The sequence below is a fragment of the Aeromonas sp. R3-1 genome, from assembly GCF_040908345.1.
Lineage (GTDB): Bacteria > Pseudomonadota > Gammaproteobacteria > Enterobacterales > Aeromonadaceae > Aeromonas > Aeromonas veronii.
In genome coordinates, this window is sequence record NZ_JBFODN010000245.1 from 1 (window position 1) to 20,826 (window position 20,826).

Genomic DNA, 20,826 nt, shown 5'->3' on the forward strand with positions numbered 1-20,826 from the left:
CCGTCATTCCGCACCTAATTTTGGCTTTTTCAAAGCTTGACGGCGATCGGCCATTCTGATCTATTACTCTCTTTTGCAGGTAGATCATCATGGCCGCTCCCGCTATCTCTATCCGTAACCTCGATCACCTTGGTTTGGTCGCCGCACTCTGCCAAGAACTGGGCATTGCCCGCATGATCGATGCCGTGCTCCCCAAAACGCCCCCTTTCAAGGTCTCACATGGTCAAGCGCTGGTCGCCATGATAGTGAACGGCCTCGGCTTTCACAGCAGCACCCTGCACATGTTCCCGCAATTTTTCGCTAACAAGCCGGTTGAGCGCCTGATCGGCCCCGGGATCTGTGCTGATGACCTCAATGATGATGTGCTCGGGCGCTGTCTCGATGCCCTCTTCGACGCCGATGTCAGCACCTTGTATCAGGTGATGGCGGCGCAAGTCGTCGAGCGGCTGGGGCTCAAAAGCACCGCTGTGCACCTCGATATCACCAGCTTCCACGTCGATGGCGCCTATGACCAGGCCGATGGCGAGCAGACCGGCAAGCTGCAATTGGTGCGGGGTTATAGTCGAGATCATCGGCCAGAGCTGAACCAGGTTATTCTGGAACTCATCTGTGAAAATCAGGCCGGGCTACCCATCTACATGCAGGCCCTCAGTGGCAACAGTAACGACACCAAAGCCTTTGCCCAGACTGTTCGTCGCCATTTGAGCAGCCTCAAGGCCGCGCAGGAGAGCCGTTATCTGGTCGGTGATGCAGCACTGTACTGCGCCGAGACCTTGCAATTGCTGGAGCAACAGCAGCAACTGTTTGTCACCCGGGTGCCTGTCACGTTGAATGAGGCCAAGCAGGCCGTGGCAACGATTGGCACCCAGTCGCTGGTTGCGCTGGGCAATGGTTATCATGGCTGTTGGCAATCCGCCCATTATGCCGGCGTCGCGCAGCGCTGGATGTTGGTGCGCAGCGAACAGGCCAGCCATCGCGAGCAGCAGACACTGGCAAAAAACCTGCTTAAAGAGAGCACCCGCGAGCTCAAAGCCTTCGCCAAATTGTGTGCCCGACGCTTTGCCTGTCAAGCGGATGCCCACGCTGAGTTGAGCCGTTTTACCGCCAGCTTGATGCTGCTGCAACTGGATGCCGAAGTGGTAGGTGAACCCGTTTATACAGGACGTGGCAGACCCAAGAGTGGCGAAGAGCCAATTGGCCATCAGTTTCAAATCACTGGGTTGGCGGCAACTAGTCTGGCTTGCGTTGAAGAGGCTCGCAACCAGACCGGGGTGTTCATCCTGGCGACCAATGACCACAGCGATACGCTGACTATGGCCGAACTGTTGGCCACCTATAAAGCACAGCAGAATGTCGAGCGAGGCTTTCGTTTTCTCAAGAGCCCGGAGTTTTTAACCTCCTCACTGTACCTGAAAAAACCGGAGCGGATTGAAGCGTTGCTGATGGTGATGACCTGTAGCCTGATGATTTACGCAGCGTTGGAGCACCGGATCAGGCAGGGATTAGTGGCGCAGAACCGCAGTGTGGCGGATATGAAAAAAAAACCGACCCAGCAGCCGACGGCCCGTTGGATCTTTTTGCGCTTTGGTGGCATCCATGAATATCGACTGGGAGAAGCTCCGCCACAAGTAACGGAGCTAACAGGAGACCAGCAGATCATTTTGGAGGTATTGGGTGAGCGCTACCGACAAATTTATTCCTAAATCAGGTGCGGAATGTCGGCTACAAGCTTTCAGCTTGTTTGCGGTGTATCTATAACCCATGAATACCACCGATTCCCTCATCCGCTACTGGCAATCCCCGCACCTGCCGGGTGTCGAGCTGTCACACTCCCACCACAGGGCGTTCAGCTACGGCCGCCATGTCCATCTCGACTACCATATCGGGCTGGTGCAGCGGGGTGGCCAGAAGTTTATCCACAAGGGGAACAGTCACCATCTGGTGCGCGGGGTGCTCTCTACCGTCAACCCGGATGAGGTGCACGACGGCCTCAGCCTGCTGCCGGAAGGGTACGAGGTGCGGGTCTTCGCCATCGATCCCCAGCAGCTGGCGCTCTGGCTGCCGGAGCAGCCGGAACCCTTCTTCGACAAGGGATTGCAGAGCCGCCCCGACCTCTATCAGGGCTTTGCCCAGCTGCACGGCTATCTCGACAACCCCAAGGCCGATGGCCTGCTTATCGAGAGCCAGCTGCTCGCCCTGCTGGGAGAGCTGCTGCATCTGGCCCCCGAGGTACACCAGTTGGCGGATCCCCAGTTGCGATTTCTGCGCGACTACCTGATGGCTACCCTCGACGAACCCCACTCGCTGGAAGAGTTGGCGGGTCTGCTCGGGCTCGATCGCTTCGCCTTCTTGCGCCAGTTCAAGAAACGCAGCGGCATGACCCCCTACGCCTGGCTGAAACGGCTGCGGCTGGAGCAGGGCAAGCGGTTACTGGCGAGCGGCATGGCGGTGAGTGAGGTGGCGCTGGCAGTTGGCTTCTTCGATCAGAGTCACTTTCACCACGGCTTTCGTCAGGCATTCGGTCTGACTCCCGCCGAATTTCGTGCCCAGATGCAATCTTTTACAAGCCGCCCCCCCTGCTGATCCGCCATGCTGGCTCTCCGTCGTTAAAGCGAGAGTTGTTATGCTGACCAGTCTGTTCGTTACCCTCGGCCTGATGCACCTTATTGCACTGGCCAGCCCCGGTCCCGATTTCGCCCTGATCCTGCGCACCAGCCTGCACCGGCCGACCGCCCTTGGTGCGGCGCTGGGCATCTCGCTGGCGATCATGGTGCACGCCACCCTTAGCCTGACCGGGATCAGCATGCTGATCGCCAGCCACCCGCTGCTGTTTATGGTGATCAAGTGCTGCGGCGCCCTCTATCTGGGCTGGTTGGGGTGGGGCGCCTTGATGGCGGCTCGCCAGCAGAGCAGTACCGTGATGGCCAACGCCGCCAACGAGCTGCATGGTTGGGGCAGGGGCGTGCGCACGGGCCTTGCCACCAATCTGCTCAACCCCAAGGCGCTGGTGTTCTTTATCGGTCTGCTGGCCGCCATGGTGACACCAGAGGTGGACGGGGTGACCCGCAGCCTGCTGGTGGGCGAGCTCTTCATCATCTCCCTCTGCTGGTTCGGGCTGCTGGCGTGGAGCCTCTCCACCGATCGCGCCCAGCGCCTGCTGCTGCGGGTGCAGCGGCCGCTCAATCTGGTGACCGGCGTGCTGTTTGCGGTGGTCAGCCTCTCCATTCTGGCCAGCATGGGCGCTGAGCTGGTGGCCTGACGAGTGGGCGCATGGGCCTATACTCCAACAAGGTTTACCTGTCAGGAGTACCCGGCCATGCGTCTACTGCCTCTTTGCTGGTTGTTGGGGATGACCCCGGCGCTGGCGGCCCCGGTTCAGCTCAAATTGCTGGAGTGGGGCTATCTGCCTGCGGGTTATGAACAACAGTTTGCCGACTACGCCAAAGCCCATGGGGTGGAGGCGACGGTCAGCCGGATCGAGCCGCTGCTGACCGATTTCGACAGCGTCTACCGCGCCCTGCGCACCCGCAGCGCCGATGTGGTGCTGCCGACCAGCTACTTCTACAAGGCCCATCACCAGCCGCTGTTCAAGCTGCTGCTCCCCATCGATTTCAGCCGTCTGCAGCACTACACCGAGGTGAAGCCTGCCCTCAAGAACACCGAGTATGACAAGCAGGGGGAGCGCAACTACTCGGTACCCTTCTCCTACACCATGTTCAGCCTCGCCTATGACAGCAAGCAGGTGCCGCAAGCGCCAACCAGTTGGCAGGTACTCGCCAACAGCTCGCCGCCGGGTCAGTTTGCCGAGTTCTGCGACCAGTTCGAGCCGCTGCTCTTTTCGGTGCTGCTCTCGCTGGGCAAGTCGCCCGCCCTGTTTGCCAGTGGCGAGATGCTGGCCGACAAGACCTTGCAGCAAGAGGTGGAGCAGCAGCTCTCGCAGCGGCTGCGAGCCAGTCGTGGCTTCTGGTTCAATCAGGCCAACCGCTGTGAGGATCTGCGCCAGCAGACCTTTGCCACCACCTGGGGGCTGGAGCTGGTGGAGTGCAACAAGCAGAACGATCAGCAGTGGCGGATCGCCATGGTGCAGGAGGGGGCCATCTATGCCCTCGATGCGATCTCCATCGCCCGTCATGTCGGCGATGATCCCGCTCGGCTCAAGGCCGCCTACCTGCTGGTGGATTTTCTGCTGAGCGCGCCGCTGCAACGCCAGATGCTGGTGGGCACGCCCACCATTTCGGCCAGCAATATGGCCTCCCGGCCGCCCCTCAGCCCGCAGGAGCAGGCGGTGCTGCCGGATCGCCCGCTGCCGGAGTTTGACGAGCGGCTGCTGGTGCCCGCGCTGCCCGCCCATATCAAGAATCGCTACAAACGGATGGTGCAGCAGGCGATCGTCGCCAGCGGCAAAGAGGGGCTGGTCAAGCAGTGTCCCTGGGATCTCGATAACTGATGAATGAGCCTGCCGCTTCTCCGGCGGCAGGCAAGTTTGCGCAAGATGGCTGATGATCGGTCATCGCGCGTTCCAGGGCATTCCCCCGTTCAACTCACGCCGCTCGCTGGCCTCTATCGTTTGAAAAAACTGCGCGCTTTCCGCCGCCCCATTTAGCCGGATTAAACAACCGAACCCTCGCCAGATTGCCGTTCGTACCCTGGCTGACCCTGTACAAAAGTGCCTCAATTGTGACAACTTGGATGTGAGCTGAACAATCCTGATCTGTCCCTTGTAGGAAGGTGATGAATAGGTTATTTCTCTGTGACATTGGCGGCTTCCAGCACGGGATCTCCAGCCATGTGGTGCGAAATTCACAGCAAAAACAAACAGTAAAATGCAGGAGCAAATATGAAAAAGGTCGTGATGGTTGCCGTGGCTGCGGCCCTGCTGGGTGGCTGCGCCGTCAAGAATCAGGTATCCCACAGCTTGCAGGCGATCCCGCTGACTGCCTTCCAGCAGAGCGAGAGCAACCCCAATCAGCGCGTCTACAAGGAGCCGGGCGTTGACCTGCGCCAATACAATGAGGTGCTGCTCGATCCGCTGCAGTTTATTCGTCAGGAGAACGGTCAGTGGTATCTGCTGACCGCCAATGAACAGAACCAGATTGGCCGCTACTACCACGACAAGTTCCAGAGCGAGCTGATCAAGCAGGGCGTCAAGATCGCCACCGCCCCCGGCCCGAAGGTCATGCGGATCCAGGCCGCCGTCACCAACTTCGACCTGACCCGCCCCGACCCCAAGCTGCGTGACCTGCTACCGGCCAAGATCGCCATCAACGTCACCCGCGAAGTGATCGGCAAGGAGCCTTACCTGCTCAAGGTGGGCAGCATGGCCCAGCTGCTCGACTCCCGGAGCGGCAAGCTGCTGGTGCGAGTGATGGATGCCCGTGAGAGCACGGATACCACCCACAAGGATGAGCCCATCACCGCCGAGGAGATGGAGAAGATGATCGACCAGTGGGCGGCCAGCCGCGCCAAACAGCTGGCGGACAATCTGGGGAAATAAGAGCGGGAAATAAGAGCGGAATGTCAGCCTCAGAAAACGGGGGCAGACAGATCGAGAGAGGGAGCCAGCGGCTCCCTCTTTTTGTCTCTATTTTTGTCCGCACCACATGCCGCTGGCATGGCCGTTCAGCCCTTACGGAATAGGCGATCGACCCATCGCCGAGTCCGCCGTTTCGCTGTCAGCGGTGAAATCGGCGACCGATTTCTGCTTTTCTCAGCCGCATTCAGGCAGTTAGGATGCTCCTTCCCGTGACTGCATCCTCATAGAAAAGGAACCGCTATGAATCGCCACCCCTGCATCAAACACTGGAGCGAGCTGCAAGAGCAGACGCCGCGCTACTACTCCGGCAGCCAGGAGCCCCTATCGCGCGGTTGCGCCCTCGGCAAGCACTTCGGCTTTAGCCGCATCGGCATTCACCACGAGATTGTCGAGCCCGGCCATCGCACCAGCTGGCCCCATGCCGAGAAGACCGAAGACGAGTTTGTCCACGTGCTGGAAGGGACGCCGGATGTCTGGCTCGACGGCGTGCTCTATCGGCTGCAACCGGGGGATTCGGTCGGTTTCAAGGCCGGTGACGGGCTGGCCCACGCCTTTATCAACAACACCGAGGAGATCGTCCGCCTGCTCTGCATCGGCGACACGGATCGGGAGGACAACCGCATCCACTACGCCGTGCATCCCGAGCGCAATATCACCCTTGGCAAGCTGCACTGGGATGACGTACCCGCGCGCGAGCTGGGTGATCACGACGGCCTGCCCGACAAGCTGCGCGAGCGCAACGGCCCCTTCTAGGGTGCAGCCCTTCTGCACACCAGCCCAGTACCACCCGATATAAAAAAGCCTGCCGCGTGGCAGGCTTTTGCTATCTGTTTGCCGCCTGTGGCGCGCAGCGCTTATTGCAGGTTGAGCCCGCCCAGATAGTCGCGCTTGCCGAGATCGACCCCGGCGCGGCGCAGCAGGGCGTAGGCCATGGTGAGGTGGAAGTAGAAGTTGGGAATGCCGTACTCATGGACGCAGGTATGGCCATCCATCCCCTTGCCGCCCGCCCAGTGGGGCACGTAGCGGGCGCTGGCATACTCGCTGTAGTCCGCCTCCAGCTTGCCTTGCAGATAGGTGATGGTCTTGCCGATATGGGCGCGCAGATCCGCCATGGTCTTGGGGTCATCGCCCATGGCCGGCAGCTCGCTGTGGCTGGCGGTGGCGACCACGGCGCGGGCCGAATCGCAGCAGATCAGCACCTGCTTGGACAGCGGCAGCATATCGACGATCAGCCGCTCGCCGAAGAAGTTCTCCACGTTGAACTGCTTCGCCGCGGCGTGGGCCTCGGCCTTGGCCAGACAGTGATCCAGATTGGTCAGCATCTTGATGAACTGGGCGGTAATGTCGCGATTCATGAGCACTCTCCATCTTGTTGAAACAGCGGCCCGCGTGTGCGGCCACATTGAATGAGACTGGCTAATCGGCCACCAATATACCCCAACCGCTGCCGGGTTCGAGCCTGCCGCGACGAAAAGGGCAGGGTAGCGCTACTTCGCGCGACAACCGCTGGCCAAGGGGGATGCTCGCTTTGTGAGCCAGCGAGTCCCTTATCGCCCCTTTTTTGATCTGTGACATAAATCACCTTTTTTCAGGGGCGTAGGCTGAATGCCGTTGTCCTGGACAGACGCCTGCGCATCCGCCAGGACACAAGAAAAGGAGAATGAAATGAAGATCTATGACCGTAACCGCAATGTGCTGAACCTGGGTCAGCGCGTGATGATTACCGCCACTGGCGCAGTCGATTTTCTGAAAGAGGCCCATACCGACAACATGACCCCCTATCAGGCGGAGCATGAGAAGTGCGTGCTGCTGGCAAACTCCGGAGAGCGTTACGCCCCCATCGAGTTGATTAGACTAGGCTGATCCCTTTCCCTGTCACCCTACTCTTTACAATTCACCCGGCCACCGCGCCCCGTCTGGCGGCCGGGTTTCTGATCTCCCCTCTCTGTTTACCTGCCCTTCAATTGCACCGCTTCAAGCCGCTTTGAGTCGTCGTGTAGGTTCGATTAGCGAAGCGTAATCGGACGATTCCCTCGATTACGGTTTGTCTGCAAGAGGGCTCATCTCCGAGTGTGCTGTTGGCGTTGTGGCAAATAGTTGGTTGTCCAGATGGCGGATCAGCAGCAGAGGCGGCAGCAGGGTTAGCAGCAACCAGTGGGTATGGGGCAGGATAAAAGTCCAGATGATCTCGTGAGGCTGCCAGGTCGAGGCGGTCGCCGTCATAAAGGCGAGGTCATAGGTTTGCCACAACCAAAGTCCGGCAAAGAGCAGCAGCAACAGCAGACGTGGTGTCAGCACAAACAGGGGTAAAAAAGCACCAGCGAGCACGACGCTGAACTCCAGCATGGTCGGGGCCAGCTCGGCAATGGTATGGCCTGAAGAGAGGCCACTCCATTCGAGGGACGTATCCTCGGTCAGTGCGGGCCACCACGACACGTATTGAAACAGGGTAAACGAGATCATAAACAGCAGGCTGGTCAGCAGCGCCAGCGCCGTTTTTCGTAACAACCACAACCCCATCCGGCGCAGTGTCGGTATTAACTTAGACATTAATGACTCTCATCTGGGGTGGGGCAACATGACGCCTTGGCTGGCGGTACTTTTATTGGGACACCCATCTTTTTGTTTCAAGCCGGTTTGAGTCGTCAGGGAGATGCTATCTGCTTTAGCAACATACATGGCCTAGACTGCGTAATTTTCTTGTCGGAGGTGCCGGTTGTAGAGCCATCCGGTTACCAGCGTGTCCACCGCAATACCACACCCAAAGAGAATCGCTATGCCATCGAGTGATGGCGTCAACCAGCCTTGCAGGTAGCACGCATAGGCGGTGCCATAGACTGTGACGTTGGTGATCACCGATTGAATGGCCAAATAACGGGTCTGTCCCCGACCATACAGGACGCTATCCATGCAGGTGTTGAACATGAACAGCATGTAAAACGGCAGCGAAAGCAGGATCAGGTGAAGATGCTGGGTGATCGCTGTGTTGAGGATGTTTCTGATGAACCATTCATAACCCGGTGAGAGGAGTATCCATGCAATTGCTATGAGGACGCAGGTGGTGAAATAGCCAAGCATTTTGTCCCAATGCGGGAGCTTGTCTCCTTGTGACACATCTTGCTTTATGAGATCTGCCATCGGTAAAAACGGAAGCAGTAACCATCCCCATATAAAGCTGTTGGCAACCCAGAATGTCCCTTGTTCTTCGACAACATTGATCATTCTGATGATGAAAATGAGGAAGAAAGCATTCCGTATCAATGAGTCCACGCCGCTCCATTTGCCAACTCGGAACCACTCCCGCATCCATCCGAAGTCGGCTTGCACATGCAAGTCAGCAGAGGTGAGCCGGTATCTCTGCCGGACCACTACGAGCGCATAAACGAGGGTGCAGATGCTTGCCACTATATTGCTGTACGCGATGCCGTTGACCCCTAGCCGAAAGCTAAATTCCTGCTGACTGAGCAGAAGTGTATCAAGGGTGACACTGACCAGAAGCTGGATGGCAAGAACGGTATATATGGCGCGGCGCCAATCTTGCAGGACGAAAAATATGGTCAGGAAGCGAACCGCATTGAAGAGAGTCGTGCCAATCATTTCGAGACGTATATAGTCCACGGTGGCCGCAACTTGCTCCGGGCTTTGAGCCATAGCCTGCACCAGTGGCATAGCGAAGAGAGCAATGAGACCCGTAAAGAGGGAATAGATCCCGACGGTGACAATGAGGCCTGTTTTGAGCTTGTTCAGTGTGGCGTCACGCTCATGGAGTGTTTTTCCCAAGAGATAGAACAACGGCAGAATCAGCGCCTCCTGCACAACCTCCAGCCCCAGATTGACCCAGGCCAGCTGGCTTGCAATGTTGACTCCCCACTCTGTCGGGAGATCGCCGAGGTAGAAGATTCGCGTGGTGGTATAGATAGTCGGCAAAGCGGCTGTGATCAAAAGCGCCAAGTAGAGAGGCCAATTGATCCTGCTTAGAGATGCGCAGGTTCTAATAGCCAGTCGGTTGGCGTGGGCGTGGTTCATAAATCCAGTAGGCACTGATAATCCTTGGCGATATAGTCAATTTGCTGAGCGGTGCAGGGGGAATATCGAAACATATTCGGATGATCGCGTCATTAAAAACCAACTCAATCAGCTGGCTGGCCACAGCTGAAAGACGAGATAAATCATGGGCCTTCTGCTGGCGTCTCCCTTCATGCTGAATTGCGGGCTCGTATCTTTGAGTCGGCCAACCCCTTGTTGGCACCTGTGATGGCAGCTCCGAGCCCTGAGTTGCAGCCAAAACGGTTTGTATAAATTTAATTTATAATTTTTGCGAAAATACCATCGTTTTGTCTTATGCATACAGGCGGCGGGCCACACGCTCCCGTTTGGCTGCCAGCGGGGCTCTGAAGGGCAATGGCCGATTTGGCGAGAGGGATGATAGCGACAGGGGAGTCTGCCAAATACTGGAAAATTGAGCCGGGTCACACCCCGCTCGATTTGAGCGATTGTCAGCCAACACAGGCTCATGCGAACCTTTAAATCCCGTTAACCCACTAAAAAATAACGACTATGTTCAGGCAAATAATGATGGGTGCCGCCCTGCTGTCGGCGGCGCTGCTTTCCGGTTGTGCTTCCGTACCTATGGCCGATGCCACCGCAGACGCGCAGGCCAAGCAGTTTGTGGCGCCCAAGGATGCGGCCAACCTCTATATCTATCGCAACGAGACCTTCGGGGCGGCCGTCAAAATGCCGCTGCTGGTGGATGGTATGGCGGTCGGCGATACCGTGGCCCACACCTACATCCTCAAGCAGGTGACACCGGGCAGCCACACCATCACCTCCAAGTCGGAGAACGATGCCACCCTGACCCTCAGCACCGAGGCGGGTAAAAACTACTACGTATGGCAGGAGGTCAAGATGGGCCTGCTGATGGCCCGCTCCAAGCTGAGTCAGGTCAGCGAAGAGGAGGGCAAGCAAGGGGTGATGGAGAGCAAGTTGGTTAAGTAATCAGGTACCTGCGCCGAATAAACAGGGCGTAGCGTTATCAGCTACGCCTCTGTCAGAAAGGTGTGTGTCCCAGCTTTGCTGGTCTTAAAAAATAAATATCTGATGGGGTTTTGGGATGAGTTTTTGTCAGAATAAAGGAAATGTAGATGAGTAATAATATATTTCATGTCAGCTCTCTCAGACAGAGATGGCTTCAATCTGGAATCGTACCAGGAGATACAGTCCTTATTCATAGTAATATTAAAAGAACACTTCTTGAATACAAAAGAAATGGTTCGTCAATTTCTCCTGGCGATATTTTAGATAGTCTGTTGGATGTGCTGGGACAGCAAGGGACATTGTTGTTGCCATTATTTAACTTTGATTTTACCCAAGGTGTGCCATTTGATATCAGAACCACACCATCACAAATGGGCTCATTAACTGAGGTTGCTCGAAAGCATAAAGATGCCATAAGAACAGGACACCCAATTTATTCATTTGCAGTTATTGGTAATTATCAAAAGTTGTTTTCAAAAGTTGATAATGAAAGTGCTTATGCTGAAGATTCCCCATTTGGTATTTTAAAGGATATGGGTGGTAAAATAGCATCTTTAGATTTGGAAGATCAGTACAGCATGACGTTTTATCATCATATTGAAGAAGTAAAAATGGTTAGTTATCGATATTTCAAAGAATTTTCTGGAGACTACACGAACATTCAAGGTGAAACAACAAGAAAAAAATATAAATTATATGTGCGAGATATCGAACGTGGGGTTGTAACAAATGTGAATCCAGCTGGGGAGTTGCTATGGTCTGCAGGGCTTTATAAGGGATTCAGGCCCAGGCATGGTAGTGGCTTAAGAACAATAAATGCTGCGGATATGTTTAACTATATAAGTAAGCTCATAGACGATGGTAAAGCTCGTGACCACTTATTTTCTATAGAGGAGCGGTAGTAATGATAGGTAATTGTATTCATGCTCTTGCCAAGTCGCTGTGGCATTTTAATAGGAGTATTACTGGTGATGGTGTGAGGAACACCCTTAAAGAATTAACCAATATAATTCCTGATCTCAGGACGCATGAGGTGGCGTCGGGGGAGCAAGTTTTCGATTGGACGATCCCCGAAGAATGGCGTGTTCGCGAGGCATATATCATTACACCAAGCGGTAAGAAGATATGTGACTTTCGTGAAAATAATCTCCATTTAGTGGGGTATAGTATTCCGGTTAATAAACGAATGGATTTATCGGAGTTAAATAAATTCCTATATTCTCTCCCTGATCAGCCTAATGCAATACCATATATCACATCATATTACAAAAAGAGGTGGGGTTTCTGTATTTCACAAAATGACAGAATGCAGTTAGAGGAAGGAGAGTACCATGTTGTTATAGACTCTGAGCTATTTAATGGTTGGTTGACTTATGGTGAGCTATTAATTAGAGGGCAGTCAGATAAAGAGGTTTTTATTTCAACCTACATTTGTCACCCATCTATGGCAAATAATGAACTGTCTGGGATTTCTGTCACGGCATATCTGGCCAAGTGGTTGAGTGAAAGGAAAAACAACAAGTATACATATAGATTTGTTTTTATACCAGAAACCATTGGGTCAATAACATATTTAAGCAAAAATATCATAACTTTAAAATCTAACGTTTTTGCTGGATTTAACATCTCCTGTGTCGGAGATAATAGATGCTATTCTTATCTTCCCTCAAGAAATGGAAAAACAATTAGTGATATTATTGCATTACATGTCTTAAAGAATATAGATGAAAATTTCAAGCGTTATAATTGGGCCGATAGAGGTAGTGATGAGCGTCAATATTGTGCGCCAGGTGTTGATTTACCGATAGCATCAATTATGAGAACAAAATATGGTGAGTATGCTGAATACCACACCTCTCTTGATGATCTTGAACATGTGGTTACACCCGAAGGATTGGCTGGTGGCTATAATGCGTTAATGAAAGCTATTGAAGCTATTGAAAATTTCACCTACCCAAAGGTTAACGTTTATTGTGAACCACAGTTAGGAAGGCGAGGACTTTATCCAACGTTATCAACCAAATCAAGTGGTCAGGAAGTAAAGGTAATGATGGATTTGCTTACTTGGTCGGATGGGATGCGATCATTAATTGATATAGCAGACCTTTGTGGTGTTCCGGTATGGGAGTTATATCCGATAGTCACTAACTTAGTAGAACATAATCTACTTACATTATTAGATTCACCTATATATATTGGCATCGATGGCTTAATAAATAGCTCACGATATTCACCTAAGATAAATAGTATGGAGGAAGTAAGTGAAATATAATTTTAATGTGGCAATCGAACCAAATGGTGAATTAGTGTAGGCCATTTCTGATATATATTTAATTGATGTTTAAGTTTATCATTGATATTCTGTGGAAGGGGTATGGTTATTGCTTTGATCTCCTTTTGGTCTGCCTCTTTGTATTGTACTGCCTTATTCAGTTCAGCACCGTTGTGAATGTATCTTAGGATGGGGTCCCAGTCATTATCTTACTCTGATGTGGGCATTGGGTTGGGTAAATCGCGAAGCGTATTCGAATGAGCGAGTTATGAAGCCATCTCAATAAATGATTCAACCAACCCGGCCTAAGCCGGGTTGATTGCATCAAGAGCAGGAAAAATCAGAGCGCTTCCAATCTGGCATATGCCGTCACCAGCCATTTGGCGCCGACGTCGTCGAACTGGATCTGCACCCGGCTCTGCTGGCCGACCCCTTCGAAGTTGAGTACCACCCCTTCGCCGAATTTCGGATGGAGCACCCGCTGGCCGAGCTTGATGCCGCTGGCGTCGAAGCTCTGTTGCACCTCGTTCTGGCTAAAGCGGCCGTACTGGGTGGGGCGGCTGACCTGAGTGCGCAGCCGGATCTCTTCCAGACACTCGGCGGGCATCTCGCGGATAAAGCGGCTCGGCTTGTGGAACATCTCGCGGCCATAGATGCGGCGGCTCTCGGCATAACAGATGTAGAGTTTCTCCATGGCGCGGGTCATGCCGACGTAACAGAGGCGGCGCTCCTCTTCCAGCCGGCCTGACTCCTCGGTGGATTGCTGGCTGGGGAACATCCCTTCTTCGACGCCGACCAGCAGCACCAGCGGGAACTCCAGCCCCTTGGCACTGTGCAGGGTCATCAGCTGCACCGCATCGGCATATTCGTCGGCCTGATTCTCGCCGGATTCCAGCGCCGCATGGGCGAGGAAGGCGGAGAGATCGCTCATATCCTCCAGCTCGTCCGGGCGCTGGTACTGGCGGCAGGCGGTGACCAGTTCGTCCAGGTTCTCTACCCGCGCCTGGGATTTCTCGCCTTTTTCCGCCAGATACATCGCCTTGAGGCCGGAGTTCTGGATGGCGATATCCGCCTGCTGGTGCAGCGGCAGCAGGGAGACCTGCTCCTCCAGCGCGTCGATCAGTTCGACAAAGCCGCGCACCGCGTTACCGGCGCGACCAGTCAGCACCTTGTCGTTGAGCAGCGCCTTGGCCGATTGCCACAGGTTGAGCCCCTGATCGCGGGCGTTGCCGCGCAGGATCTCGAGGGTGCGATCGCCGATGCCGCGGGTCGGGGTGTTGACCACCCGCTCGAAGCTGGCGTCGTCGCCGCGGTTGTTGATAAGCCGCAGGTAGGCCATGGCGTCCTTGATCTCTTGCCGCTCGAAGAAGCGCAGGCCGCCGTAGATGCGGTAGGGCATGGCGTCCTGCATCAGCGCCTCTTCCAGCACCCGCGACTGGGCGTTGGAGCGATAGAGGATGGCGCAGTCGGCCAACAGGCCGCCCTTTTCCTTCCAATCCTTGAGACGGCCGACCACGAAGCGCGCTTCGTCCACCTCGTTGAAGGCGGCGTAGAGGGAGATCGGCTCGCCCTCGGCCCCTTCGGTCCACAGCTCCTTGCCAAGGCGCTCGGCGTTGTTGGCGATGACGCTGTTGGCGGCTTTGAGGATATTGGCGGTGGAGCGGTAGTTCTGCTCGAGGCGGATGGTCTCGGCGCCCTGATAGTCGGTCAGGAAGCGCTGGATGTTCTCGATCTTGGCGCCGCGCCAGCCGTAGATGGACTGATCATCGTCACCGACGATCATCACCTTGCCGCTGTTGCCCGCCAGCATCCGCAGCCAGGCGTACTGGATGCCGTTGGTATCCTGAAACTCGTCCACCAGGATGTTCTGGAAGCGGTCGCGGTAGTGCTCGAGGATGTGCGGCTTGTTGAGCCACAGCTCGTGGGCGCGCAGCAGCAGCTCGGCGAAGTCCACCAGACCGGAGCGATCGCAGGTCTCCTGATAGGTCTTGTAGATCTGCTGATAGGTTCGGGTGACGGGGTCGCCGTAGAGGTCGATGTCGCCGGGGCGCAAGCCCTCGTCCTTCTTGCCGTTGATGTAGCCCATCACGGCGCGCGGGGCCCAGTGCTTCTCGTCAAGGTTGAGCACCTTGAGCACCCGGCGGATCAGCCGGTACTGGTCGTCGGAGTCGAGGATCTGGAAATCCTGCGGCAAGCCCGCATCCAGATGGTGGGCCCGCAGCAAGCGGTGGGCGATGCCGTGGAAGGTGCCGATCCACATGCCGCGCACGCCGTCGCCGATCACCTTCTCGACCCGGCCGCGCATCTCGGCCGCCGCCTTGTTGGTAAAGGTGACCGCGATGATGGAGAAGGGTGAACAGCGTTCCACCTGCATCAGCCAGGCGATACGGTGCACCAGCACCCGGGTCTTGCCCGAACCGGCACCGGCCAGCACCAGCAGGTTGCTGCGGGGCGCCGCAACGGCATCTCTTTGCTTGTCGTTGAGCCCGTCGAGCAGGGTTGAAACGTCCATCACCACTCCTGTTTATTTATACAGGCGGGGATTATACGGCCATCCCCCTGCCAGACCAAATCCAAACTCGGGGGGAGGGGCAAGATGGGCGCTTGCGGGGGGCTCCGGTGCGGCCATTTTTGGCTGGCGCAGAGAGAACGGGACGGGGAGGTCTCCAGCTGTAGCCAACTCTTGCTCGCGCGGTTTGTGGGGATTTTGCGAGCCGGATCACGGGCTTGCCGGGGGGCTGGATGAATAAGAGGGGAAAACGGTTTACAGTAACTTGCTGAACAATAAGAGAAATGTCGTTTGGGTCTTTTGGTTGTTAGCATAAAAAACTGAAAAGTAGCTAAAAAACAACTGCTTATAATGTTATTTGCTTAGAATTCAAACCGTTAACGCAAACGTTTTTCCCTTATCATTTGCTTGACCCGCATCGGGGCTGACTTAGAGTAAGCCTGCGTGCTAGATAGCCTGCTCTGACAGGCAAGCAAGTTCCCTCACTTAATAACAATCAAGGATACGATCGTGACTAAAGTGCTCAAGCTGGCCACTGTGGCCTCCCTCACTCTCGCTGCTCTCTCTGCTCAGGCTGCTTCCGAGCCAGCCGTCATTTATGACACCGCGGGCAAGTATGACAAATCATTCAACGAAGCCGTGTTCCGTAACGGCGTCGAGCTCTACAACAAGGACAAGGGCGTCAAGGTCAAAGAGTTTGAACCCCAGAACGAAGCCCAGCGCGAGCAGGGTCTGCGTCGTCTGGCCAGCCGTGGCAACGGCCCGATCGTGGCGGTCGGTTTCAACATGGGCTCTGCCGTCGAGAAAGTAGCGACCGAATTCCCGAAAACCCAGTTCACCATCATCGACATGGTGGTCGACAAGCCGAACGTCCAGTCCGTCATCTTCAAGGAGCATGAAGGTTCCTTCCTGGTGGGCGCACTGGCAGCCATCGCTTCCAAGAGCGGCAAGGTCGGCTTCGTGGGCGGCATGGATATCCCGCTGATCCGCAAATTCCAGTGCGGTTACGAGCAGGGGGCCAAGTTCGTCAATCCGAAGATCGAAGTGTTCCAGAACATGGCGGGCTCTACCCCGGCCGCGTTTGCTGACCCAGCGAAAGGTGCCGAGCTGGCCAAGTCCCAGTTCGCCAAGGGCGCTGATGTGGTTTACGCCGCAGCCGGCGGTACCGGTATCGGTGTCTATCAGGCAGCCAAGGACAGCGGCAAGTTCGCCATCGGGGTGGACTCCAACCAGAACCACCTGCAACCGGGCACCATGCTGACCTCCATGGTCAAGTCTGTGGGTCTGGCCGCTTACCAGACCTGGGATGACGCTGCCAAAGGCGAGTGGAAGCCGGGTATCAAGAACCTGGGTCTGGCCGAAGGCGGTGTGGATTGGGCTCTCGACAAGGACAACGAGAAGCTGATCACCCCGGAAATGAAAGCCAAGGTAGATGCCATCAAGGCTGAAATCATCGCTGGCAAGGTCAAGGTTCATGACTACATGAGCGATAACACCTGCAAATACTAATTAGATAGTTGCTACTACTCTCAACGCACCACCGGCCCGCACGGGCCGGTTTTTAGTCTTATTTCATGAAACGCAGGGCTGCATCATGGACCAGACAGATCGCTATGCCATCGAATTAAGAGGTATCGATAAGCGGTTCGGCGAAGTGTACGCCAACAAGCTGATCGACCTTAAGGTTCGCAAAGGCAGTATCCACGGCATTGTCGGCGAAAATGGCGCCGGTAAGTCCACCCTGATGAGCATCATTTATGGTTTCTACCATGCCGACAAAGGCGAGATGCTGATCGACGGGAATCCTTTCAAACCCCATGGCTCACAAGATGCGATTGCCGCAGGGGTGGGCATGGTTCACCAGCACTTCATGCTGGTCAACAACTTCACCGTATTGGAAAACGTCATCCTCGGCGCTGAGAACGGCTGGCACCTTCAGCAGAGCGTGGCGTCAGCCGAAAAGCTGCTTGGCGAACTGGCGCGGGATTATGGCCTCGACGTGCCGCTGCACGAGAAGGTCGAAGATCTGCCGGTTGGCTTGCAACAGCGGGTCGAAATTCTCAAGGCGCTCTATCGCGGCGCCCGCATCCTGATCCTCGACGAGCCGACCGGGGTACTGACCCCGCAAGAGGCGGATCACCTGTTCGAGGTGCTGAAAAAGCTGCGGGATCAGGGGGCAACCATCATCCTTATCACCCACAAGCTGCGGGAGATCCTGGCCATTACCGATCAGGTCTCCATCATGCGCCGTGGCGAGATGGTGGCCCATGTCGCCACCAAGGATACCGACAAGGAGCAGCTGGCCGAGCTGATGGTGGGCCGCAAGGTGCGCCTCAAGGTCGACAAGGGGCCAACCCAGCCCGGTGAAGCCAAGCTGAAGATCGAAGGGCTCAGTTACTTCGACGCCAGCAAGGTGGAGCGGGTCAAATCGGTCAGCTTCGAGGTGCGGGCCGGTGAAGTGGTCGGCATCGCCGGGGTCTCCGGTAACGGCCAGTCCGAACTGCTCAGTCTGCTTGGCGGCATTCTCAAGCCGAGCAAGGGCGGCTTCACCATCAGCAGCCGCAGCGGCGTGCACAAGGTGAGCGCGGAGCACCCGGCCGATCCCGAGCTGGTGCGCAACTACGGCCTCGGCCATGTGCCGGAAGATCGCCACAAGATGGGTCTGATCAACCGCTTCGAGGCGAAAGAGGCCTTTATTCTCGGTTATCACCGCCGTCCGCAATACAACAAGGGGTGGCTGCAGAATAAGGAGGCGATCCAGCAGGATTGTCAGGCCAAGATGGAGAAGTGGGACGTGCGCCCGCCCCATCCCGATCACAAGACCGCCAACTTCTCCGGTGGCAACCAGCAGAAGCTGGTGATCGCCCGTGAAGTGGAGCAGGACCCGGATGTGCTGTTGATCGGCCAGCCGACCCGCGGGGTCGACATCGGCGCCATCGAGTATATCCACCAGCAGATCATCGCCATGCGCGACAAGGGCAAGGCTGTCTTGCTGGTCTCGGTGGAGCTGGACGAGATCATGAGCCTCGCAGACCGGATTCTGGTCATTGCCGATGGTCGCATCGTTGGCGAGCTGGATGGTGCCAAGGCGGATGAGCGCACTATCGGCCTGATGATGGCCAACATAGTGCCGGATGAAGTTGCCAAGGAGGCCCACTGATGAGCCAAGTACGTATTCCTGCCTGGGTCTCCGTAGGCGTCTTGTCTGCGGTCAACATCCTGCTGGCCTTCCTGGTGTCGGCCATTCTGTTCTACTACCTCGACATCAACCCGGTCGATGCCGCCAAGATCATGTGGTACGGCGCGTTCGGCACCGGTGAAGGGGTCGGTTTCACCCTCTACTACGCAACCGGCTTTATCTTTACCGGTCTGTCGGTGGCGGTCGCCTTCCACGCCGGTCTGTTCAATATCGGTGGCGAAGGTCAGGCCTATATCGGCGGGCTCGGTGTCGGTCTGGTCTGTCTGATGCTCGGCGATGTGCTGCCGTTTGCCCTGCTGTTGCCGCTCTCCATCATTGCCGGTGGTCTGTTCGGTGCGGCCTGGGCCTTTATTCCGGCCTGGCTGCAAGCCAAGCGCGGTAGTCACATCGTGATCACCACCATCATGTTCAACTTCATCGCCGCCTCGCTGATGGCCTATCTGCTGGTGGAGGTGTTCAAGCCGCCCGGCTCGATGGCGACCGAGAGCAAGGTGTTTGCCGAAGCAAGCTGGCTGCCCAAGATGAGCGGGCTGGCGAACCTGTTCGGGATGGAGATCCCCAACAGCCCGCTCAATATCAGCTTCTTTTGGGCGCTGATCTGTGCGGCGCTGGTGTGGGTCTTTATCTGGCACACCCGCTGGGGTTACGAGATCCGCTCGGTCGGGGCCAGCCAGAGCGCCTCCGCCTATGCCGGTATTTCCTATCCCAAGGTGGTGATCCTGGCCATGGTCATCTCCGGTATGCTGTCGGGCTTCTTCGCCCTCAACGTGCTGCAGGGTGAGCTGCACCAGATCAAGCTCAACTTCGTGGAAGGGTTCGGCTTCACCGGTATCGCGGTGGCGCTGATGGGGCGCAACCATCCGGTCGGCGTCATCATCGCCAGCCTGCTGTTCGGTTTCCTCTATCAGGGGGGCGCCGAGCTCAGCTTCGAGTTCGGTGTCGACCGCAACATAGTAGTGGTGTTGCAGGGTCTGGTGATCCTGTTCTGTGGCGCCCTTGAGCACATGATGCGTCCGCGTATCGAGCAGCTCTATCTGGCGTTTGCCAACCGCTCAGCCGCGCAAGCTAAAGGAGTCTGATCATGTTTGAAATTCTGATCCTGATGCTGGATGCGACCATTCGGACCGCACCACCGTTGATTCTTGCCGCCATGGCGGGCATGTTCTGCGAGCGCTCCGGGGTGGTCAATATCGCGCTGGAAGGCAAACTGCTGGCGGCGGCGTTCGCCAGTGGTGCGGCGGCGGCGGTCTCCGGTTCTGCCTGGATAGGTCTGGGTGCCGGGGTGGGTGTCTCCATCCTGTTTGCCCTGATGCACGGTTTTGCCACCATCACCCATCGCGGTGATCAGGTGGTGAGCGGCATGGCCATCAACATTCTGGCGGCCGGTCTGACCGTCACCCTGGGCCGTTACTGGTTCGATCAGGGTGGCCAGACCCCGGCGCTCTCCGGGGATGCCCGTTTCGCCCCCATCGATCTGCCCTATGCCAAGGAGCTGTGGGATGTGTCGGTGATCGGCCAGCTCTACAGCGAGCTGCTGAGCGGCCACTCCCTGCTGGAGTACGTGGCATTTGCCTGTGTGCCGCTGGCCTGGTGGGTGATGTTCCGTACCCGCTTCGGTCTGCGTCTGCGGGCGGTGGGCGAGGCGCCCGCAGCGGTCGATACCGCCGGTATCTCTGTGGTGCGGATGCGCTACACCGCGCTCCTCATCGGCGGCCTGCTGGCCGGTATCGGTGGCACCTATCTGGCGGTGGCCCAGACGGCCCAGTTCATCCCCAACATGAGTGCGGGCAAGGGCTTTATGGCGCTGGCGGCGCTGGTGTTCGGCAAGTGGCGCCCCTGGAATGCCATGGCAGCCTGCCTGCTGTTCGGCTTCCTCGATGCGGTCGCCATCCGGCTGCAAGGGGTCAGCATCGGTGGCTTCGCCATTCCGGTGCAGGCCATCGAGGCGCTGCCCTACATCCTGACCGTGTTCCTGCTGGCCGGTTTTATCGGCCGCGCGGTGGCGCCGAAGGCGCTTGGTACACCTTATGTGAAGGAGCGGGAGTAGCGCCTTTTATCGCAATATTCCCGATCACACAGATAACAGCAGGCCCACTTCGGTGGGCCTGTTTTTTATGGTTTGAATGGCTGGTTACAGCAGGAACAGGGTCGCCAGCCCGAGGAAGATAAAGAAGCCGCCGGTGTCGGTGATGGCGGTGATCATCACGCTGGCACCGACTGCCGGGTCGCGGCCGAGGCGGGTCATGGTCATGGGGATGATGACCCCCATCAGGGCGGCC

At 56.5% G+C, this 20,826-nt stretch carries 19 protein-coding genes; 14 read left to right on the forward strand and 5 right to left on the reverse strand.

Features of this window, described 5'->3' with window-relative positions; all coding sequences use genetic code 11:
- Positions 1-89: 89 nt before the first annotated feature.
- The 6 genes from AB5Y85_RS16515 (at position 90) to AB5Y85_RS16540 (ending at position 6,286) form a co-directional block, all read left to right on the forward strand.
- Complete coding sequence (locus tag AB5Y85_RS16515; protein ID WP_201991050.1) at positions 90-1,703, forward strand: IS1634 family transposase; 1,614 nt, start codon at positions 90-92, stop codon at positions 1,701-1,703.
- Between the two features lie 58 nt (positions 1,704-1,761).
- On the forward strand, positions 1,762-2,583 hold the full coding sequence (locus AB5Y85_RS16520; RefSeq protein WP_288728174.1) for an AraC family transcriptional regulator: 822 nt from the start codon (positions 1,762-1,764) through the stop codon (positions 2,581-2,583).
- Between the two features lie 40 nt (positions 2,584-2,623).
- Positions 2,624-3,259, forward strand: a complete 636-nt coding sequence (locus AB5Y85_RS16525) for a LysE family translocator (protein ID WP_194494870.1) — start codon at positions 2,624-2,626, stop codon at positions 3,257-3,259.
- A gap of 57 nt (positions 3,260-3,316) precedes the next feature.
- Positions 3,317-4,447 carry a PotD/PotF family extracellular solute-binding protein gene (locus tag AB5Y85_RS16530; protein ID WP_368221819.1) on the forward strand — a complete coding sequence of 377 codons (1,131 nt, stop codon included), beginning with the start codon at positions 3,317-3,319 and terminating at the stop codon, positions 4,445-4,447.
- 390 nt (positions 4,448-4,837) lie between these two features.
- Positions 4,838-5,494, forward strand: coding sequence for a DUF3313 domain-containing protein (locus AB5Y85_RS16535; protein ID WP_005340820.1), 657 nt, complete (start codon positions 4,838-4,840; stop codon positions 5,492-5,494).
- A gap of 279 nt (positions 5,495-5,773) precedes the next feature.
- Positions 5,774-6,286: a cupin domain-containing protein gene (locus tag AB5Y85_RS16540; protein WP_064339117.1), complete on the forward strand. Its 513-nt coding sequence runs from the start codon at positions 5,774-5,776 to the stop codon at positions 6,284-6,286.
- Between the two features lie 101 nt (positions 6,287-6,387).
- Here AB5Y85_RS16540 and AB5Y85_RS16545 read toward each other — a convergent pair whose 3' ends face one another.
- Positions 6,388-6,888: a DUF1993 domain-containing protein gene (locus tag AB5Y85_RS16545; RefSeq protein ID WP_064339118.1), complete on the reverse strand. Its 501-nt coding sequence runs from the start codon at positions 6,886-6,888 to the stop codon at positions 6,388-6,390.
- Positions 6,889-7,198: 310 nt separating this feature from the next.
- Here AB5Y85_RS16545 and ydfZ point away from each other — a divergent pair, with 310 nt between their 5' ends.
- Positions 7,199-7,396, forward strand: a complete 198-nt coding sequence (gene ydfZ, locus AB5Y85_RS16550; RefSeq protein WP_064339119.1) for a putative selenium delivery protein YdfZ — start codon at positions 7,199-7,201, stop codon at positions 7,394-7,396.
- A 174-nt stretch (positions 7,397-7,570) separates the two neighbouring features.
- On the opposite strand, the gene AB5Y85_RS16555 is transcribed toward ydfZ, so the two are convergent.
- Both AB5Y85_RS16555 and AB5Y85_RS16560 read right to left on the reverse strand, forming a co-directional pair.
- Positions 7,571-8,053: a hypothetical protein gene (locus tag AB5Y85_RS16555; RefSeq protein WP_180993701.1), complete on the reverse strand. Its 483-nt coding sequence runs from the start codon at positions 8,051-8,053 to the stop codon at positions 7,571-7,573.
- Between the two features lie 162 nt (positions 8,054-8,215).
- Positions 8,216-9,574, reverse strand: coding sequence for an MATE family Na+-driven efflux transporter (locus AB5Y85_RS16560; protein ID WP_203119931.1), 1,359 nt, complete (start codon positions 9,572-9,574; stop codon positions 8,216-8,218).
- A 516-nt stretch (positions 9,575-10,090) separates the two neighbouring features.
- Here AB5Y85_RS16560 and AB5Y85_RS16565 point away from each other — a divergent pair.
- From AB5Y85_RS16565 to AB5Y85_RS16575, 3 genes are all read left to right on the forward strand, one after another.
- The gene (locus tag AB5Y85_RS16565) at positions 10,091-10,528 is read left to right on the forward strand and encodes a DUF2846 domain-containing protein (RefSeq protein WP_047438473.1); all 438 of its coding nucleotides are present in this window, start codon (positions 10,091-10,093) and stop codon (positions 10,526-10,528) included.
- Between the two features lie 146 nt (positions 10,529-10,674).
- Positions 10,675-11,469, forward strand: a complete 795-nt coding sequence (locus tag AB5Y85_RS16570; protein ID WP_101530411.1) for an AAC(3) family N-acetyltransferase — start codon at positions 10,675-10,677, stop codon at positions 11,467-11,469.
- A 2-nt stretch (positions 11,470-11,471) separates the two neighbouring features.
- Positions 11,472-12,839, forward strand: coding sequence for a DUF4910 domain-containing protein (locus AB5Y85_RS16575; protein WP_081990725.1), 1,368 nt, complete (start codon positions 11,472-11,474; stop codon positions 12,837-12,839).
- Positions 12,840-13,179: 340 nt separating this feature from the next.
- Here the strand turns inward: AB5Y85_RS16575 and uvrD are convergent, their stop codons facing one another.
- Entirely contained in the window at positions 13,180-15,351 is a 2,172-nt protein-coding gene (gene uvrD, locus AB5Y85_RS16580) for a DNA helicase II (protein WP_107683292.1), read from the reverse strand.
- Between the two features lie 507 nt (positions 15,352-15,858).
- On the opposite strand from uvrD, the gene AB5Y85_RS16585 reads away from it, so the two are divergent.
- From AB5Y85_RS16585 to AB5Y85_RS16600, 4 genes are all read left to right on the forward strand, one after another.
- The gene (locus tag AB5Y85_RS16585; protein ID WP_005340803.1) at positions 15,859-16,857 is read left to right on the forward strand and encodes a BMP family protein; all 999 of its coding nucleotides are present in this window, start codon (positions 15,859-15,861) and stop codon (positions 16,855-16,857) included.
- An 85-nt stretch (positions 16,858-16,942) separates the two neighbouring features.
- Positions 16,943-18,508, forward strand: coding sequence for an ABC transporter ATP-binding protein (locus tag AB5Y85_RS16590; RefSeq protein WP_005342527.1), 1,566 nt, complete (start codon positions 16,943-16,945; stop codon positions 18,506-18,508).
- On the forward strand, positions 18,508-19,626 hold the full coding sequence (locus AB5Y85_RS16595) for an ABC transporter permease (RefSeq protein ID WP_005357011.1): 1,119 nt from the start codon (positions 18,508-18,510) through the stop codon (positions 19,624-19,626). Before AB5Y85_RS16590 ends, AB5Y85_RS16595 begins: the two co-directional genes overlap by 1 nt.
- Positions 19,627-19,628: 2 nt before the next feature.
- A complete protein-coding gene (locus AB5Y85_RS16600; protein WP_257687607.1) occupies positions 19,629-20,594 on the forward strand; it encodes an ABC transporter permease in 966 nt (321 codons plus the stop codon).
- A gap of 84 nt (positions 20,595-20,678) precedes the next feature.
- Here the strand turns inward: AB5Y85_RS16600 and AB5Y85_RS16605 are convergent.
- Positions 20,679-20,826 (reverse strand): magnesium transporter (locus AB5Y85_RS16605; protein ID WP_368221823.1); only part of this gene is annotated, 148 nt, incomplete at its 5' end.

What these genes read in the sequence shown, in the direction of transcription:
- AB5Y85_RS16515 (WP_201991050.1), top strand. Translation starts at nt 90, where the DNA reads ATGGCCGCTCCCGCTATCTCTATCCGTAACCTCGATCACCTTGGTTTG.
- AB5Y85_RS16520 (WP_288728174.1), top strand. Translation starts at nt 1,762, where the DNA reads ATGAATACCACCGATTCCCTCATCCGCTACTGGCAATCCCCGCACCTG.
- AB5Y85_RS16535 (WP_005340820.1), top strand. Translation starts at nt 4,838, where the DNA reads ATGAAAAAGGTCGTGATGGTTGCCGTGGCTGCGGCCCTGCTGGGTGGC.
- AB5Y85_RS16570 (WP_101530411.1), top strand. Translation starts at nt 10,675, where the DNA reads ATGAGTAATAATATATTTCATGTCAGCTCTCTCAGACAGAGATGGCTT.
- AB5Y85_RS16575 (WP_081990725.1), top strand. Translation starts at nt 11,472, where the DNA reads ATGATAGGTAATTGTATTCATGCTCTTGCCAAGTCGCTGTGGCATTTT.
- AB5Y85_RS16565 (WP_047438473.1), top strand. Translation starts at nt 10,091, where the DNA reads ATGTTCAGGCAAATAATGATGGGTGCCGCCCTGCTGTCGGCGGCGCTG.
- AB5Y85_RS16540 (WP_064339117.1), top strand. Translation starts at nt 5,774, where the DNA reads ATGAATCGCCACCCCTGCATCAAACACTGGAGCGAGCTGCAAGAGCAG.
- uvrD (WP_107683292.1), bottom strand. Translation starts at nt 15,351, where the DNA reads ATGGACGTTTCAACCCTGCTCGACGGGCTCAACGACAAGCAAAGAGAT.
- AB5Y85_RS16530 (WP_368221819.1), top strand. Translation starts at nt 3,317, where the DNA reads ATGCGTCTACTGCCTCTTTGCTGGTTGTTGGGGATGACCCCGGCGCTG.
- AB5Y85_RS16595 (WP_005357011.1), top strand. Translation starts at nt 18,508, where the DNA reads ATGAGCCAAGTACGTATTCCTGCCTGGGTCTCCGTAGGCGTCTTGTCT.
- AB5Y85_RS16525 (WP_194494870.1), top strand. Translation starts at nt 2,624, where the DNA reads ATGCTGACCAGTCTGTTCGTTACCCTCGGCCTGATGCACCTTATTGCA.
- ydfZ (WP_064339119.1), top strand. Translation starts at nt 7,199, where the DNA reads ATGAAGATCTATGACCGTAACCGCAATGTGCTGAACCTGGGTCAGCGC.
- AB5Y85_RS16600 (WP_257687607.1), top strand. Translation starts at nt 19,629, where the DNA reads ATGTTTGAAATTCTGATCCTGATGCTGGATGCGACCATTCGGACCGCA.
- AB5Y85_RS16545 (WP_064339118.1), bottom strand. Translation starts at nt 6,888, where the DNA reads ATGAATCGCGACATTACCGCCCAGTTCATCAAGATGCTGACCAATCTG.
- AB5Y85_RS16555 (WP_180993701.1), bottom strand. Translation starts at nt 8,053, where the DNA reads ATGGGGTTGTGGTTGTTACGAAAAACGGCGCTGGCGCTGCTGACCAGC.
- AB5Y85_RS16590 (WP_005342527.1), top strand. Translation starts at nt 16,943, where the DNA reads ATGGACCAGACAGATCGCTATGCCATCGAATTAAGAGGTATCGATAAG.